We start from the raw sequence: 15,495 nt of genomic DNA, 5'->3' as shown, positions 1-15,495 counted from the left end.
CAGCCACGCGGCCTAAAGGGCCAGACGCCTGAACGGCGCGTTGACCAACTCGATTCGCTGGCGCAGATGGCACAGTCCCCAGGTCAGGAACAGAGTACCGGCCACCAGCACGACGTAGCGCTGCTCGAACCCGCCGACCGCCAGCGCATAGGCAGCCATCGCGTATGCCAGCAGCTGGATGAAGACACGGTGCATGACGAACGAACCGAGGGCAAAGCGGCCGACCATCTCGACCGCTTCGACCAGCGCACGCGGCCCGAAGCGCTCGAACTGGTGGGTCACGATGAACACGCAGGCGAACTTGCCGAGCGGGCTCAAGGTCTTGAGCCCCTGCGTCAGCAAGGCGCCCGGCAGCAGGCAGAACGACAGGTAGAACGCCAACTGCAGCAGCAGCAGCGCGGCCATCGCCGCCTTCCAGGCCGGCTCGCGCTGGCGCCGCATCACCCCCAGCCAGATCCCGATGCAGCCGTTGATCACGAACGGCACGACCGGATAGCCGCCGAAACCCTTGAACAGCAGGAAGCGCACCAGCCAGTCTTGCGCATGCGGGGTGGGTGCGAGCTGCAGGGTCAGCGCCGTCACCGCCAGCCGCGCGACCGCCAGCGCCGCCAGCACCGTCCAGGGGGACTTGAGGGTCCAGCGGATGATGGCCGCCCCGCACAGCATCACCATGGCGGTCGGCAGCAGCACGCCCGAGATCGTCCACTTGGTCTCGAAGGTCAGGAACCCGAGCCACCAGTTCATTGTCGACACCACCTCGAAGTTACCGGCCGAGGCTTCGCGCAGCATGGCGAAGACGGTATTGGAGGCGGCCATGACGCCCAGCAGCTGCAGGCAGCGGCGCTGCAGGCGTGGCGCGCGCGACGCCACCGCGCGCTGCGTGTACACCAGCCCGACGCCGTAGCCGGACAGGATCACGAACACCACCGTGGCCCAGCCCTTGGGCAGCCACCAGTCGGTCCAGAACCAATGGGACGGCGGCACGTGCGCCAGCGTCAGGGCGTGGCTGTTCACCATCAGCGCGAAGAGCAGGCCGCGGAAGACGTCGACTTTGTTGGATCTATCCACCATGCGCTATCAATATCGGGCGATGGCCCGTCAGCGCTGCTTGAACCACTGCTCCAGCATCATCAGCACCCACACCATGGTGCCGTGGTAACCGGCGTGTTCCCGCAGGTGCTGCCCCACCAGCTCGTCGACGAAGGCGGGGCGTACGATGCCACGCGCCTTCAGGTCGGTCAGGCTGTCGCTGGCCAGTTGCTGCAGCGGCTTGTGCTGCTGCAGCCAGACCCCGAACGGCAGGCCGAAGCCGTGCTTCTGCTTGGTGATGATCTCATCCGGCAGGAAGCCGCGCAGCGCCTCCTTGAAAAACCAGCGCAGCTGGGTTCCGTTCAGTTTCTGGCGCGGGGTCAGGCCCGCCGAGAACGCCACGATCGCATCGTTCAGGAACGGGAACGCGACCTCGACCCCGGCCAGCTCGCAGGCCTTGACCACCTTCGGCAGGTCGTTGTCGGCCAGCGTGATCTTCATGTCCAGCTCGAGCATGCGGTTGATCAGGCTGCCCGCCTCGCTCCGGCCGTAGGTATCGGCCAGGCTCACCAAAGGCCGGCCGGGGTCGACGTCCGCCAAAAACTCGTCGGTGAACACCGCGGCTGCGCCGTAGCGGTCCAGCAGGTTGTAGGTCTCCAGCCGCGCCGGCATCGGGACCGAGGCCTGCTCGATGTAGCTGCGCGCCTTGCGCACCAGCTTGATGTGGCGGCCGCCCGGAAAATTGAACACCGCCGGCTCCAGCAGGCCCTTGCGCAACAGGCCAGGCACGCGCTCGTAACGCGCGAAGATGTGCTGCTTGGAGTAGCGCTCGTTGCCGCCGAATAGTTCGTCGCCGCCATCGCCGCCCAGCATGCGCTCGATGCCGTCGGCGCGCGCCAGCCGCGCGCAGTAGTATGCGGGCAGCGCCGAGGCGTTGCCAAATGGCTGGTCGAACGCGCTGGCCACTTGCGGGATCGCCGCCACCACGTCGTCCGGCGTCACGTAGTATTCATGGTGCTCGGTGCCGAAATGGCGCGAGGCGATGCGCGCGAATTCCATCTCGTCGTAGCCTTGCGCCTCGAAACCGATCGAGTAGGTCTTCGCCGGGCGGCCGGAGACTTCGGTCAGGATGCCGGCCACGGTCGAACTGTCGGTGCCGCCGCTCAGGAACGCGCCAACAGCAGAATCGCCGGCCGCCTCGCGCACGCCGGTGCGCAGCGCCGCAAGGAACTGCTCCTTTAGCTCGGGGAACGGCCGGGCGTTGTGTTCCTCGTACCGCATGCGCCAGTACGATCCGGTCTGGACCTCGCCATTTTTGTACAGCAGGTATTCGCCCGGCAGCAGCCGCCGCACGTCGCGGTACACGGTTCCGGGGCTGGGCACCATGTGGAAGTACACGTAGTTGTAGATGCCCTGCGGGTCGAGCCGCGCCGGCGTGGCCGGGTGGCGATGGATCGCGTCGTTTGATGAGCCGAACACCAGGGTCTCGCCGGCCAGCCGCCAGGCCAGCGGCACCTCACCCATGCGGTCCACCGCCAGCAGAGCGCTGCCCTTGGCCTCGTCGACGATGCACAGCGCGAACGTCCCGTCCAGGCTCGCGCACAGCTCCTGCGGCGCGCCGCGCCAGGCGTCGGCCAGCGTCCTGGCCAGGCCTTCCCGTGCCGCCTGCTCCGCCAGGCGCGCGTCGCGCAGCCGCGGCCGGCCCCACAGCGCGACCAGCAGGCCGTCGCTTTGATACAGGTGGGCGCTGCCGTCACGGGCCGCCACCGCCGCCGCGCTCTTGCGGCCCTGCACCCTGCGCACCGGGGCACCGTCGAAACGCGCCAGCGGCGCGGCCATCGCCTCGACCAGTTCCTGGTTCGAGGCGCCGTTATGCCCGATCCATCCGCACAATCCGCTCATCGCAAACCTCCGGCAAGTCCAGACATCTTCGTTCCTTTCCTGTTCGCGTGGGAATCAGACCAGCGCTTCGCGCGCGCCGGGGTGGCTGAGGAAGGCGGTCGGGCTCGCCGACAGGCCGTAGGCGCCCGACTGGAACACCACCACCAGGTCGCCCGGCTCGGCGCGCGCCATTTCCATCTGGTCGGCCAGCAGGTCGAGCGGGGTGCACAGCGGGCCGACCACCGACACCGTCTCGCGCTCGCCGCCAGCGACCTTGTTGCCGATTACGGCAGGGTAGTTCTTGCGGATCACCTGGCCGAAGTTGCCGGAAGCCGCCAGGTGGTGGTGCAGGCCACCGTCGGTGACCAGGTACACCTGACCGCGCGAGACCTTGCGCTCGATGACGCGGCACACGTACACGCCCGCCTCGGCCACCAGGTACCGTCCCAGCTCGATCACCACCTGCACGCCCGGCAGCTGGCGCAGCACGTCCGGCAGCAGGCGCTTCAGGTTGGCGCCGACCGCCTCCAGGTCGAGCCGGCCCTCGCCAGGGAAGTACGGAATGCCGAAGCCGCCGCCGATATTCAGCAGGCGCACAGGCGACGGCGCGTGCGCGGCCAAGCGCAGCGCAAGGGCAAACGTCTTCTCGTGCGCTTCGCAAATCGCCTCGGCCTTCAGGTTCTGCGAGCCGCTGTAGATGTGGAAGCCCTGGAAATCCAGCCCCAGCGCGCCGATCCGCGCCAGCATCTCTGGCACCCGCTCGGCGTCCACGCCGAACTGCTTGGGGCCGCCGCCCATCTTCATGCCGGACGATTTGAGCTCGAAGTCGGGATTGACGCGCACCGCGACTTTCGGCACCACGCCAAGCTGCCTGCCGATCGCGGCGGCGCGCTCCATTTCGCCTTCCGATTCGAGGTTCAGCACCACGCCGGCCGCGATCGCGCACGACAGGTCGGCGTCGCTCTTGCCCGGACCGGCAAAGCTGATCAGGTGCGGGGCCATGGGCGTGTCGAGCGCCACCCGCAGCTCGCCGCCGGAAGCAATGTCCAAACCATCCACCAGGCCGGCCAGGTGCTGCACGACGGCGGGCATCGGGTTGGCCTTCATCGCGTAGTGCAGGTGCACCTCGGGCGGCAGGTGGCGGCGCAGCAGCGCGACGCGCTCGGTCAGCTTGACGCGGTCGTAGGCGTAGAACGGGGTGCTGCCGATGCGCGCGGCGAGCCGGGTGAGCGGCATGCCGCCCACCTGCAGGCAGTCGTCGACCACCGGGAACTGGATCAATGGCGCATGTTGGGGACGCGCGCTCATTGGGGCTCTCCCGGAAATGCGTCGGCAAACTGCTGGCCGAGCAGCTTGCGGTCGATCTTGCCGTTCGGGTTGCGCGGCAGGCTGGCCTCGGCCATCACTATCCGGGCCGGCAGCATGTAGGCCGGCAGGCGCGGCTTGCAGGCGGCCAGCAGCGCGTCCGCGGACAGCTCGCTGCCTGCGCGCGCCAGCGCCACCACCACGATCGCCTGGCCCAGCGCCGGGTGGGCCACGCCCAGCGCGGCTGCTTCCACCACGTCCGGGTGCGCGTACACCGCTTCCTCGACCTCGCTCGGGCTGACCCGGTAGCCGGAGGTCTTGATCATCTCGTCCTTTCGGGTGATGAAGTACAGGAAGCCTTCCTCGTCGCGGCGCACGGTGTCGCCCGACCACACCGCCATCTCGGTCAGCATCAGGCCATGGTGGATCGAGACGAACGGCTTGAAGCGCTCGGCGGTCTTGGCCGCGTCGTTCCAATAGCCCATCGATACCAGCGCGCCGCGGTGCACCAGCTCGCCCGGTTCGCCCGGGTCGCATTCGCTGCCGTCCGGGCGCAGCACCAGCACCTCGGCGTTCGGGATCGCACGGCCCATCGAATCGGGGCGGCGGTCGGCTTCTTCCGGGGGCAGGTAGGTCGAGCGGAACGCCTCGGTCAGGCCGTACATCAGGAACGGCCGCGCGTTAGGCAAGGCGCGGCGCAGCGCGGCCAGGGTCGGTTGCGGCATCGCCCCGCCGGAATTGGTCAGGTAGCGCAGCGTGCAATCGGCCGGCCAATCGAGCTGGGCCAGCTGGATCCACAGCGGCGGCACTGCCGCGAGGCCCGTGATGCGCTCGGCCTCGACGGCCTTGAGGATGTCGCGCGGCAGCAGGTAGTTGATCAGCACCGCGGTGGCGCCGGTTGAGAACGCGGTGGTCAGCTGCGACAGGCCGTAATCGAACGACAGCGGCAGCACGGCGAGGATGCGGTCTTCTGGCGTGTTCTCGAGGTAGCTGGCGACGCTGTTGGCGCCCGCCACCATGTTCCGGTGCGACAGCACCACGCCCTTCGGCTTGCCGGTGCTGCCGGAGGTGTACAGGATGGCGGCCATGTCGGTGTCGATCGCGCGGTGCGGCGCGCGTGCCGAACGCGCGGCCATCGCCTGGTCCCACGGCACCACGGCGATGCGGGCCAGCGCCGGCAGCGCGGCGGCATTGCCGGTGACGATCACAGTATGCAGGTCGGGGCACTGCTCCAGCGCCGCCGCCAGAAGCTTGAGGCGCTCGCCCGACGTCACCAGCACGCGCACGTTGCAGTCGGCCAGGATGTGGGCCACCTGCTCGGGCTTGAGCAGCGGATTGACCGGCACGAACACGCCCCCAGCGGCGGCGGCGCCGAACATCGCCGCCACGTTCTCCACCGTCTTCTCCAGGTAGATGGCGACGCGTTCGCCGCGCTTGAGGTCGGCCGCAAGCAGCCCACCGGCGGCGCAGCGCACGGCGTTGGCGAGCGCCGCGTAATCGAGGCGGCGCTGGCCGTGCACCAGCGCCTCGGCCGACGGCGTGCGGCGCGCGGAGCGGAAAATAAACTCGTGAATCAGGTCGCTCATGACAGTCACATCTCTTGTTGCTTCGATGGTGGGTTGAAGCAGCGCGTGCGCCGCACTTTCAACCGCAATATATTAGCATTTTTTTATTTTTTTGATTTCTTTTGCTCAATTGTGCTTGCGGAACAATACGTGGATCCAACGCGGCCGTTCCTTGACGAACGGCTGCTGCAGCTTGCGCACGCTGGTGGCCGCGCGTGCCAGCACCCGGCTGCCGATGGTCCTCGCAGGCGGCCCGCCCAGGTCGGCGCCGCAATGAACGCAAGGCTCGTCCTGTTCGTAGGTGCCGTACGGATTGCCGGCGGCATCCATCAGCAGCGCGGACAGGAAATTGGTGCCCTCGCGGGTCGCGCCGACGAACTCGATTCTCTCCATCCCGCACTGCGGGAACAGGCGTGCCAGCCGTGCCTCGTCGAAGCTGTTGACGTGGCCCCAGGGCGGATTGGTCTGGCCGCAGTGCTGGCAGGTGGTGCGGTCGGTACGCAAGTCCTGGCGATACGGCACCCCGATCAGCACGTAGTCCTGGGCGACACGGGACAGTTCGGCGCACGCGGCCTCCAGCAGGTGGCTCGGGATATGTTCCAGCACCTCGGCGCAAAACACCACGTCGAACGCGCCGTCGCTGAACTGAAGCGCGGTGGCGTCGCCCTTGACGCAGCGGATGCGCGGGTGGTCGATCCGCGGCAGCTCCAGGTCGAGCGCGGTCACCATGTCCGCGCGCTCGGCCAGCAATCGTGCAATATAGCCGTCGCGGGTGCCGATGTCGAGCGCGTGGCGCAGGCGCGGCGGCAGCATTCCGAGCAGGTTCGCCACCCGGGCCTGCTCGAGCGCGCCCTGGCGGAAGTCTTGGACGGGCGCCGCCACGCCCGGATTTGCGATTGTCTGCAGGTTCATCGTGGCTCCAGTCCGAAGTTCACGCGCACGCCGGCGCGATGCATTGCTTGTTCAATCTGAGTGAGGCAAACGCGTTCGGCGCTGTCCGGCCGCCCGGCCACGCGCCACAGCAGGTACAGGCAGGCAGAGTAGACCAGCGCGCCAAAGGCGATGCCGGCCAGGAGCGTGGCCGCCAGCGCCAGCGTGTGCTGGGTCGCCACCACCTGCTTGAACGCGACCAGCGCCAGCACCATCGCCAACCCCGCCACCAGCGGGCGCCACAGGCGCGCCAGGTAAGCCGGCAATGAGAGCCTGAGCTGGTGGGCGATCAGTATCTGGTTGACCGGCGCCATCAACAGCGCCGTGCCCAGGAATGCCACGGCCGCGCCGATGGCGCCGTGGTACCAGGTGGCCGGCAGCAGCAACGCCAGCAGCACCAGGAACTGGACGAAGGCCACGATCGTGATCAGGCGCGGGCGCCCGACCGCCAGATAAACATAGCCGATATTGGTCTGCAGCGCGCCCAGCACGCCGTATAGCGCCAGCACCTGGATCAGTGGGGTCGCGGCCTGCCATTTCCAGCCCAGCACCGCCGGCACCATCAGGTCGGCCAGCGCCGCGATTCCCAGCCCGGCGGGGATCGCAAACAGCGCGATCATCGAGATCACGCCCAGGAAGCTGTCGCGCAGCCGGGCCAGGTCGTGCGCCAGCCGCGCGTAGCCGGGAAAGGCGGCGCGGTTGATCGGCGCCACCAGCTCGGTGGTGGGCAGGGTCGAGATTTCGTTGGAGATGGTGTACACGCCCAGGCCCGAGGCGCCGGCAAACTTGCCGATCACGAACTCGGCGGCGCGCCCGTTCAGGAACGCCAGCATGTTGTTGACGACCAGCCATTTGGATGCGTGGAACAGCTCGGCGCGCGCCGCCAGCGAAAAGCGTGGCCGGTACGAGCTCATGTAATAGGATAGCGCCACCGCGACGAAGGTGCCGGTCAGCTGCCCCAGCGCCAGCGCCCAATAGCTGTGCAGCCAGAGCGCGATCGGAATCGTGACCGCCACCGGCGCCAGCCGTTTGCCGAGCATGAACTTGAATTCGCGGTCAAAGCGCATCTCGCGCCGGAACATGACCGGGCCGACGTTCGCCAGCCCGTTCGCGACGCAACCGAGCGCCAGCGTGTAGATCACCGCCTCCAGCCGCGGCTCGCGGTAGAACCCGGCCATGAAGTGCGCAAGCAGGGCCAGCGCGGCGCCGATCGCCAGGCCGAACAGGACGTTGAAGGTCCACACCGTGTCGAACTCGGCGCGCCCGGCATCGGCCTTCTGGATCAGGTGCACGTCGAAACTGAACGCCACCAGCAGCTGCAGCGCGGCGATCAGCATCATCGCCATCGCGATCAGTCCGAAATCGGTCGGCGCCAGCAGGCGCGCCAGCACCACCGTGCTGGCCAGCCCGATTCCGCGGTCGAGGAACTTGAACGCGACCATCCAGGCGGCGCCTTTGGCTATCTCATTATTAATTTCGTTCAAGCGCGACTTTCTATTCGAAAACCCGGTCCGATGAGGCCGCCGTATTGTAGCAGCAATAAATTAACAAACTTGCACTCAACCGTGCGCGATAATTTTATGCAACAAATCATGCCCGCCGCACACGATTGAAACTTTCCGTACGACTAAAAATCGGAAGTGCGGGTTATACTCGATCTTGTTTAAATTAAAACTTTCACTCGCGAACAGGTTTCCATGGGAGAAATGACGACAGTGGGCCAGACGCTGCCGCTGGCCGAAGCGCCCAGCGCCGGCTACCCGGAGTCGCACGTGCCGGTGACCCCGGTGCTGTCGCTGGCCTCGTTCGGCCGCGGCGGCGAGCGCATCCCGTCGGTACTGGACGCCGGCGCAGCGCGGCTGGTGACCAGCGGCCGGGTCGCGATCGCGCTGGCGCTGCGCGAGATGGGCATCGGGCCCGGGGACGCGGTGCTGGTCCCGTCCTACCACTGCGCCTCCATGATCGAGCCGGTGGTGTGGGCCGGCGCGCGGCCGGTGTTCTACCGCATCCGGCCGGACACCTCGGTCGACCTGATTGACGTCGCCGCCAAGCTCGATGCCGACTGCAAGGTGCTGATGGCCACCAATTATTACGGCTTCCCGCAGGACCTGGTGGCGCTGCGCGCCTTCTGCGACGCGCGCGGCATCGCCCTCCTGGAAGACTGCGCCCACTGCTTCCTCGGCCAACACAAAGGCAAGCCGGTCGGCTCGTACGGCGACTACGCGATCGCCAGCAGCATGAAGTTCTTTCCCATGTACGAAGGCGGCGTGCTGGTGTCGGCCCGCCATTCGCTGGCCGGCGTGCACCTGCAACCGGCAGGCAAGGGCTTCGAGGCGAAGGCAGCGATCAACACGCTGGAAGACAGCTTCGCCTACGGGCGTCTCTTCGTCGTGCGCGCGCTGCTGGCGCTGCCGCTTTGGCTCAAGGACGTGCTGTGGGGCCGGCTCAAAGGCCGCAAGGAATCCGCCCCCTCGCTCGCGCCCGGTTCGTCGGACGGCGGCTTCGGCTTCGACCCGCGCTGGCTCGACAAGCGCTCGTCGCTGTGCTCGCGCCTCCTGCTCCGGCTGGTGTCGCGCCCGCGGATGGGCGCGCTGCGCCGCCGGAACTACCTGAAGCTGCAGGCGGCGCTGCATGGCCTGCCCGGCTGCCGCCCGCTGTTCGCCACGCTGCCCGACGGCGTCTGCCCGTGGATCTTCCCGCTGCTGGTCGACCGCCCGCAGCCGCTGTTTCGCACGCTCAAGATGCAGGGCGTGCCGATTCTGCGCTTCGGCGAATACCCGTGGCCGGGGGTCGATGCCAGCGTTTGCCCGGCCAGCGCCGACCTGTCGCAGCGCGTATTGTCGTTCCCCTGTCACCAGGAACTGCGTGAGGCGGAACTCGATTGGATGATCAGCCAGATAAAAGATGCGTTGCTCCAGCGCAGCGCGACTGCACCATGACATGGATCCTGACCCCGGCGCGCGAATTCGCCGCCCATGCTGCCGCCTGGCAGCAGTTGAACACTGAATGCACGGCTTCGCCGCTGCTCGAACCGGCGTTCGTGGCGCCGCTCCTTACCGAGTTTGGCGACGGCAGCGAACTGCTGGCCCGTTTCGAGCGTGACGGCCGCCTGCTCGCGATGGCGATCGTGCAGCGGCGCCGCATTGGTGCCTGGGAGACGTTCCAGCCGTCGCAGGCGCCCGTCGGCATGTGGCTGTCGCACCCCGGGCTCGACATCGACATGCTCACCGGCACGCTGCTGCGCGCCCTGCCCGGCTTCGCGCTGGTGCTGGGCGTGACCCAGCGCGACCCGATGCTCGCGCCACGCCCGCTCGACGGCGCCCTGCTTCGCACGCTCGACTACATCGACACCGCCCGCATCACGATCCGCGGCAGCTTCGACGACTACTGGGCAGCGCGCGGCAAGAACCTGCGCACCAACATGAAAAAGCAGCGCTCGAAACTGCAGAAGGAAGGCGTAGAGGCGCACATGGAAGTGGTGCGCGATCCGCAGCAGGTGGCCGCGGCGCTGGCCGACTACGGGCAACTGGAAAGCGCAGGCTGGAAGGCCGGCGGCGGCACCGCGATCCATGCCGACAACGCCCAGGGCCGGTTCTACCGCGCCATGCTGGAGAACTTCTGCCGCGCCGGGCGCGGGCGCATCCTGCGTTACCGGTTCGACGACCGGCTGGTCGCGATGAACCTGTGCATCGAAGGCAACGGCGCCCTGATCATCCTGAAGACCACCTACGACGAGTCGGTCAGCAGCCAATATTCGCCAGCCTTCCTCCTGTGCGAGGAGGTCTGCCGGGAACTGTTCGAGCAGCAGCAGTTCGAACGGCTCGAGTTCTACGGCAAGGTGATGGAGTGGCATACCCGATGGACCGACGAGGTGCGCACCATGTACCATGTCAACAGTTACCGCTGGGCAGCGCTACCGCGGCTGCGAAAGCTGATCAACAACCGCGCCCGGCCGCCGCAGGCCGCGCCCGCGCCTGCTGCGCCAGCGCTGCAGCAAACCACCCCATCGATGGAGTAAGACATGTATCTCGAGGAAGTAAAGAACATCCTGGCCGACGTATTGAGCCTGACACTGGAGGCCAGGAACAGCCTCACCGCCGATTCGGCGCTGCTGGGAAGCATCCCTGAACTGGATTCCATGGCGGTGGTCAACCTGATCGGCGCACTGGAAGAACACTTCGGCATCGTCGTCGACGACGACGAGATCGGCGCGTCCACCTTCGAAACGCTGGGCACCCTGGCCGCGTTCGTGCAGCACAAGACCGGCGCATGACCCAGCTGCCGGCGTCGCCGCGCGCCCTGCCGTTCTTCCTCGACAGCGCACCGGGCCAGCGCTTTTGCCTGTACCACCCGCCGGCTGGCGAGTGCCGCGGCGCGGTGCTGTACGTGCATCCGTTTGCCGAGGAGATGAACAAGGCGCGGCGCATGGCGGCGCTGCAGGCACGCGCGCTGGCCGCGCTCGGCTACGGCGTGCTGCTGCTCGACCTGCACGGCTGCGGCGACAGCAGCGACGACTTCGGCGACGCCCGCTGGGAAGCATGGCGGCGCGACGTCGCGCTCGGCTGCGACTGGCTGCGCGAACAGACCGGCCACACTCCCAGCCTGTGGGGCCTGCGCCTGGGCGCGCTGCTGGCGCTCGACCATGCGCACCACGCCGCGCCCGGTTCGCTCGAACGGGTGGTGCTGTGGCAGCCGGTGCCCAGCGGCGCCCTGCACCTGACCCAGTTCCTGCGCCTGCGCGTGGCCGGCGAAATGCTGGACGAGGGCAAGGAGAAAAGCGGCGGCACCGAGGCGCTGCGCGCTGCCCTCAAGGCCGGCGAAACGCTGGAGATCGGCGGGTACGGCCTGGCGCCGCAGCTGGCGGCCTCGCTCGAGCAACTGGACGCAGCCGCCCTGCCGGTGACCGGCTGCCCGCTGCACTGGCTTGAAATCGTAGCAAGCCCGGAGCGCCCGCTGCCGCCGGCCTGCACGCGTGTGACCCGCGCATGGGAACAGGCGGGCCTTGAGGTGCGCGTGCACCTGGTGCCGGGCCAGGCGTTCTGGGCTACCCAGGAGATCACCGAATGCCCGGCGCTGCTGGAAGCCACCTGCGCCATTTTCGGAGGGAGCGCATGAGTTTTTGCGAACGCGCCCTTGCCTTCCCTTGCCGCGGCGACTGGCTGTACGGCGTGGCCAGCGTGCCGCCGCAGCCGGCCGGCCGTGGCGTGCTGGTCGTGGTCGGCGGCCCCCAGTACCGGGCCGGCAGCCACCGCCAGTTCACCCTGCTTGCGCGCAGCCTGGCCGCAAGCGGCATCCCCACCATGCGCTTCGACTACCGGGGCATGGGCGACAGCCAGGGCGCCGCGCGCAGCTTCGAGGACATCGGCGACGACCTGAGCGCCGCGATCGACCACTTTGTCGAGGCGGTGCCGGGCGTGCGCGAAGTGGTGGTCTGGGGCCTGTGCGACGCCGCCTCGGCCGCGATGCTCTACGCCGCGCGCGACCCGCGCGTGACCGGGCTGGTGCTGCTCAACCCGTGGGGGTGCACCGCTGACGACGTCGCCAGGACCACCCTCAAGCATTACTACCGCGCCCGCCTGCTGGAGGGTTCGCTGTGGAAGAAGATCCTGACCGGCCGCTTCGACTACGCTGCCGCCGCCAGCTCGTTCGCCGGACTGGTGCGCTCCGCCCTCGGGGCCGGGCGCGCGCGGGAAGGTGACAGCCCCGCGCCTGAAGCGCTTGAAGCACCCGATGCGCCGCTGCCGCAGCGCATGCTGCAGGGCCTGTCCCGCTTCCAGGGCAAGGTGCTGCTGATCCTGAGCGGCGCCGACCTGACGGCCAAGGCATTCTCGGACATGGCCAACGCGTCAGGCGACTGGCAGCGCGTACTGGGCGCGCCGCGCGTCACCCGGCGCGCGTTGGCGCCGGCCGACCACACCTTCTCGCGCCGCGACTGGCGCGACCAGGTGGCCGGCTGGACCTGCGAATGGGTGCGCTCATGGTAAAGCGCGTGCTGATGATCGCGTTCCACTTCCCGCCGCTGCGCGGCAGCAGCGGAATCCAGCGCACCCTCAAATTCGCCCAGTACCTGCTCGGCTTCGGCTGGAACCCGGTGGTGCTGTCGGCCCATCCGCGCGCCTTTGCCAACGTCGGCGACGACCAGCTGCGCGACATCCCCGCCGAAGTGCCGGTACACCGCGCGTTCGCGCTGGACACCTCGCGCCACCTGGCGCTGCGCGGCCGCTATCTGGGCCTGCTGGCCCTGCCGGACCGCTGGGTGTCATGGTGCCTGGGCGCGGTACCGGCCGGGCTGCGCCTGGCGCGGCGCTACCGCCCCGACGTGATCTGGTCGACCTACCCGATCGCCAGCGCGCACCTGATCGGCCTGTTTCTGCACCGGCTGACCGGCATCCCGTGGGTGGCCGACCTGCGCGACCCGATGACCGACGAAAGCTACCCGTCCAACCCGCTCGTGCGCCGGGTCTACGGCTGGATCGAGAAGCAGACCGTGGCGCGCTGCAGCGTCGCTGTGTGCACCACGCCGGGCACGATCCGCATCTACCAGGCGCGCTTTCCGGATATCCCGGCCGAGCGTTTTGCGCTGATCGAGAACGGCTACGACGAGGAGAACTTTGCCCAGGCCGAGCTGGCGCCGCCGCCAGGGGCCGGCGCACCCTTCGTGCTGGTGCACAGCGGCGTGATCTATCCGTCCGAGCGCGACCCGGTGCCGCTGTTCGCGGCGCTGGCCGAATTGCAGGCGCAGGGCACGCTGTCAGCCGCGAATTTCAGGCTGGTGCTGCGCGCCACCGGCCACGACGAATACCTTGCGCAGCTGGTCAAAGAGCACGGCATCGGGGAGCTGGTGGCGCTCGAACCCCACCTGCCGTACCGCGCGGCGCTGGCCGAGATGCTGGGCGCGGGGGGCCTGCTGGTGCTGCAGGCATCGAACTGCAACCACCAGATCCCGGCCAAGCTGTACGAGTACCTGCGTGCCGGGCGCCCCATCCTGGCGCTGACCGACCCGCTTGGGGACACCGCCGCCGCGCTGCGCAGCGCCGGCATCGACACCATCGCGCCGCTCGACTCGAAGGAGGCGATCGGAGAGGCGCTGGCGCACTTCGTGCCGCTGGCCCAGGCCGGACGCGCGCCGGTCGCTTCAAACGCGGCGGTGGCCGCCAATTCGCGCCAGGCCCGCACCGCCCAGCTGGCTCGCCTGCTGGACCGGGTGGCGCGCATCAACCGAGGAGAATGACAACATGAACAAGATCCTACGCATCGCTGCACTTCTCGCCCTGACCGCGGCGGCCGACCTGCACGCGGCCACCGCCAACTACTGCGGCGAACTCGCCAATTCCTACGGGCCGTACGACTACCGCCGCCGCGCCGAATTCCAGCAGAACGTCAATCTGGTCGAAATGGCGCACTTCACGCCCGACGTCGAGTACGGGATCAAGGGCGCCACGGGCACCCTCGGGGGAGATCTCGACTACACGCTGCGCGCCATCCCCAACCACCACCGGGCGCTGAACACCCTGATCACGCTGGCGCAGCGCGAGCGCGGCGTGCAGGTGACCGGCATGCGCTACCCGGTCGAATGCTGGTTCAACCGCGCGCTGCGCTTCACTCCGGACGACGCCAACGTCTACGCGGTCTACGGCAGCTACCTTTTCTCCCTCGGTAAGACCGACGAGGCAGCCGCGCTGTTCAAACAGGGCGCCGCCGTCGAACCGGAGAATGCGACGATCAATTACAACCTGGGGCTCGTATCCCTGAAACAGGGCGACTTCGAGCAGGCCAGGGCGTACGCGAAGAAGGCGTACGATGCCGGCTTTCCCCTGCCTGGCCTGAAGAACAAGCTGGCCGAAGCCGGCCAATGGGAAGACAAGGCTGATTAATGCGTTTTGTGCTGTATAAGCTGGTCGCCGCCCTGATGGCCGGCGGCCTGGTTGCGGCCGTCCATGCCTACCCGCTCGACAAGACCGTGCTCGGCGCGGCGCTGCTTGCCTGGATGGCGCTGCTGTTGCGCTGGCCGCATGCCTGGCTCCTGGGTGTGCCGGCGCTGCTGCCGGTGCTCGACCTGACCCCGTACACCGGCTCGTTCTATCTCGAAGAGATCGACCTGCTGCTGCTGGCCACCGCCTGCGCCGGCTATGCGCGCCTGCGCCCCGCTGCTCCCCGCGCCACGCTGCCGCGCTCCGTCGTAGCGGCGCTGATGCTGGTGGCGCTGGCCACCGCGATCGCCGCGGTGAACGGCCTGCTGCCGCTGCCGCCACTGGACGCCAACGCCTTCGCGAACTATTCGAGCCGCTTCAACAGCCTGCGCGTGGCCAAGGGCTTCGCCTGGGCGCTGGTGCTGCTGCCGCTGCTGCGCGCGGGGGCCGGCGAGCGGCTCGAAGGGATCGGGCGCTTTTTCATCCCCGGCATGCTGCTCGGCCTGGCCTTGACCAGCTGCGCCGTGATGTGGGAACGCAGCGCCTTCCCGGGCCTGCTCAACTTCTCCAGCGACTACCGCCCCACGGCGCCGTTCTCGGCGATGCACACCGGCGGCGCCGCGCTCGACGCCTACCTTGCGCTTTGCTTCCCGTTCGTGGCCGCCTGGCTGTTGCGCGTGGATGACCGGCGCCGCCTGGCGGTGGCCCTGCTGCTGCTCCTCTTTGGCGGCTTCGCCGGACTGGCCACCTTCTCGCGCGACATGTACCTCGCATACGCGGTATCCGGCGCGGTGATCCTGGCGCTGCTGGGCGCGCGCCGGCTGCGCCACGGCGGCGTGCCGGACTGGCGCGGCGCCTGCACCGCCATCGCGGCG

The 15,495-nt window shown here is 68.4% G+C and carries 13 protein-coding genes and 1 pseudogene; 8 read left to right on the top strand and 6 right to left on the bottom strand.

The features are described from left to right. Positions 1-12: 12 nt before the first annotated feature. The 6 genes from E4O92_RS16035 to E4O92_RS16010 form a co-directional block, all read right to left on the bottom strand. A complete protein-coding gene (locus E4O92_RS16035; RefSeq protein ID WP_135190742.1) occupies positions 13-1,071 on the bottom strand; it encodes an acyltransferase family protein in 1,059 nt (352 codons plus the stop codon). Between the two features lie 27 nt (positions 1,072-1,098). Beyond that, entirely contained in the window at positions 1,099-2,931 is a 1,833-nt protein-coding gene (locus E4O92_RS16030) for an asparagine synthetase B family protein (protein WP_135190741.1), read from the bottom strand. Between the two features lie 54 nt (positions 2,932-2,985). Then, entirely contained in the window at positions 2,986-4,218 is a 1,233-nt protein-coding gene (locus tag E4O92_RS16025) for a pyridoxal-dependent decarboxylase, exosortase A system-associated (protein ID WP_135190740.1), read from the bottom strand. Beyond that, a complete protein-coding gene (locus E4O92_RS16020; protein ID WP_135190739.1) occupies positions 4,215-5,801 on the bottom strand; it encodes an acyl-CoA ligase (AMP-forming), exosortase A system-associated in 1,587 nt (528 codons plus the stop codon). Before E4O92_RS16020 ends, E4O92_RS16025 begins: the two co-directional genes overlap by 4 nt. A 105-nt stretch (positions 5,802-5,906) precedes the next feature. Beyond that, entirely contained in the window at positions 5,907-6,692 is a 786-nt protein-coding gene (locus E4O92_RS16015; protein WP_206076891.1) for a class I SAM-dependent methyltransferase, read from the bottom strand. Then, entirely contained in the window at positions 6,689-8,194 is a 1,506-nt protein-coding gene (locus tag E4O92_RS16010; RefSeq protein WP_135190738.1) for a lipopolysaccharide biosynthesis protein, read from the bottom strand. The genes E4O92_RS16015 and E4O92_RS16010 overlap by 4 nt, the downstream gene beginning before the upstream one ends. Before the next feature lie 213 nt (positions 8,195-8,407). Here E4O92_RS16010 and E4O92_RS16005 point away from each other — a divergent pair, with 213 nt between their 5' ends. The 8 genes and pseudogenes from E4O92_RS16005 to E4O92_RS15970 all read left to right on the top strand — a co-directional run. Then, positions 8,408-9,649, top strand: coding sequence for an aminotransferase class I/II-fold pyridoxal phosphate-dependent enzyme (locus tag E4O92_RS16005; protein WP_229483421.1), 1,242 nt, complete (start codon positions 8,408-8,410; stop codon positions 9,647-9,649). Further along, positions 9,646-10,728: a GNAT family N-acetyltransferase gene (locus E4O92_RS16000; RefSeq protein WP_135190737.1), complete on the top strand. Its 1,083-nt coding sequence runs from the start codon at positions 9,646-9,648 to the stop codon at positions 10,726-10,728. The genes E4O92_RS16005 and E4O92_RS16000 overlap by 4 nt, the downstream gene beginning before the upstream one ends. Positions 10,729-10,731: 3 nt before the next feature. Beyond that, positions 10,732-10,983 (top strand): acyl carrier protein, encoded by a 252-nt coding sequence (locus E4O92_RS15995; RefSeq protein ID WP_135190736.1) that lies wholly within the window; start codon positions 10,732-10,734, stop codon positions 10,981-10,983. Beyond that, complete coding sequence (locus E4O92_RS15990; protein WP_135190735.1) at positions 10,980-11,825, top strand: hydrolase 2, exosortase A system-associated; 846 nt, start codon at positions 10,980-10,982, stop codon at positions 11,823-11,825. Before E4O92_RS15995 ends, E4O92_RS15990 begins: the two co-directional genes overlap by 4 nt. Beyond that, positions 11,822-12,694, top strand: coding sequence for a hydrolase 1, exosortase A system-associated (locus E4O92_RS15985; protein ID WP_135190734.1), 873 nt, complete (start codon positions 11,822-11,824; stop codon positions 12,692-12,694). Before E4O92_RS15990 ends, E4O92_RS15985 begins: the two co-directional genes overlap by 4 nt. Next, positions 12,676-13,941 carry a glycosyltransferase gene (locus tag E4O92_RS15980; RefSeq protein WP_229483419.1) on the top strand — a complete coding sequence of 422 codons (1,266 nt, stop codon included), beginning with the start codon at positions 12,676-12,678 and terminating at the stop codon, positions 13,939-13,941. The genes E4O92_RS15985 and E4O92_RS15980 overlap by 19 nt, the downstream gene beginning before the upstream one ends. Positions 13,942-13,945: 4 nt before the next feature. After that, a complete protein-coding gene (locus tag E4O92_RS15975; RefSeq protein WP_135190733.1) occupies positions 13,946-14,584 on the top strand; it encodes a tetratricopeptide repeat protein in 639 nt (212 codons plus the stop codon). Then, positions 14,584-15,495: pseudogene (locus tag E4O92_RS15970) on the top strand (hypothetical protein); the annotation flags it as partial. The gene E4O92_RS15975 and the pseudogene E4O92_RS15970, both read left to right, overlap by 1 nt.

Source organism: Massilia horti (genome assembly GCF_004614195.1).
Classification (GTDB): Bacteria; Pseudomonadota; Gammaproteobacteria; order Burkholderiales; family Burkholderiaceae_D; genus Telluria; species Telluria horti.
The sequence above is the reverse complement of the archived record's forward strand: the minus strand, read 5'-3'. Positions and strand labels throughout refer to the sequence as shown.

Excerpts from the sequence above, each read along its gene's own strand:
- E4O92_RS15980 (WP_229483419.1), top strand. The coding sequence starts at position 12,676 with ATGGGTGCGCTCATGGTAAAGCGCGTGCTGATGATCGCGTTCCACTTC.
- E4O92_RS15990 (WP_135190735.1), top strand. The coding sequence starts at position 10,980 with ATGACCCAGCTGCCGGCGTCGCCGCGCGCCCTGCCGTTCTTCCTCGAC.
- E4O92_RS15975 (WP_135190733.1), top strand. The coding sequence starts at position 13,946 with ATGAACAAGATCCTACGCATCGCTGCACTTCTCGCCCTGACCGCGGCG.
- E4O92_RS16035 (WP_135190742.1), bottom strand. The coding sequence starts at position 1,071 with ATGGTGGATAGATCCAACAAAGTCGACGTCTTCCGCGGCCTGCTCTTC.
- E4O92_RS16030 (WP_135190741.1), bottom strand. The coding sequence starts at position 2,931 with ATGAGCGGATTGTGCGGATGGATCGGGCATAACGGCGCCTCGAACCAG.
- E4O92_RS16015 (WP_206076891.1), bottom strand. The coding sequence starts at position 6,692 with ATGAACCTGCAGACAATCGCAAATCCGGGCGTGGCGGCGCCCGTCCAA.
- E4O92_RS15985 (WP_135190734.1), top strand. The coding sequence starts at position 11,822 with ATGAGTTTTTGCGAACGCGCCCTTGCCTTCCCTTGCCGCGGCGACTGG.
- E4O92_RS15995 (WP_135190736.1), top strand. The coding sequence starts at position 10,732 with ATGTATCTCGAGGAAGTAAAGAACATCCTGGCCGACGTATTGAGCCTG.
- E4O92_RS16000 (WP_135190737.1), top strand. The coding sequence starts at position 9,646 with ATGACATGGATCCTGACCCCGGCGCGCGAATTCGCCGCCCATGCTGCC.
- E4O92_RS16020 (WP_135190739.1), bottom strand. The coding sequence starts at position 5,801 with ATGAGCGACCTGATTCACGAGTTTATTTTCCGCTCCGCGCGCCGCACG.
- E4O92_RS16005 (WP_229483421.1), top strand. The coding sequence starts at position 8,408 with ATGGGAGAAATGACGACAGTGGGCCAGACGCTGCCGCTGGCCGAAGCG.
- E4O92_RS16025 (WP_135190740.1), bottom strand. The coding sequence starts at position 4,218 with ATGAGCGCGCGTCCCCAACATGCGCCATTGATCCAGTTCCCGGTGGTC.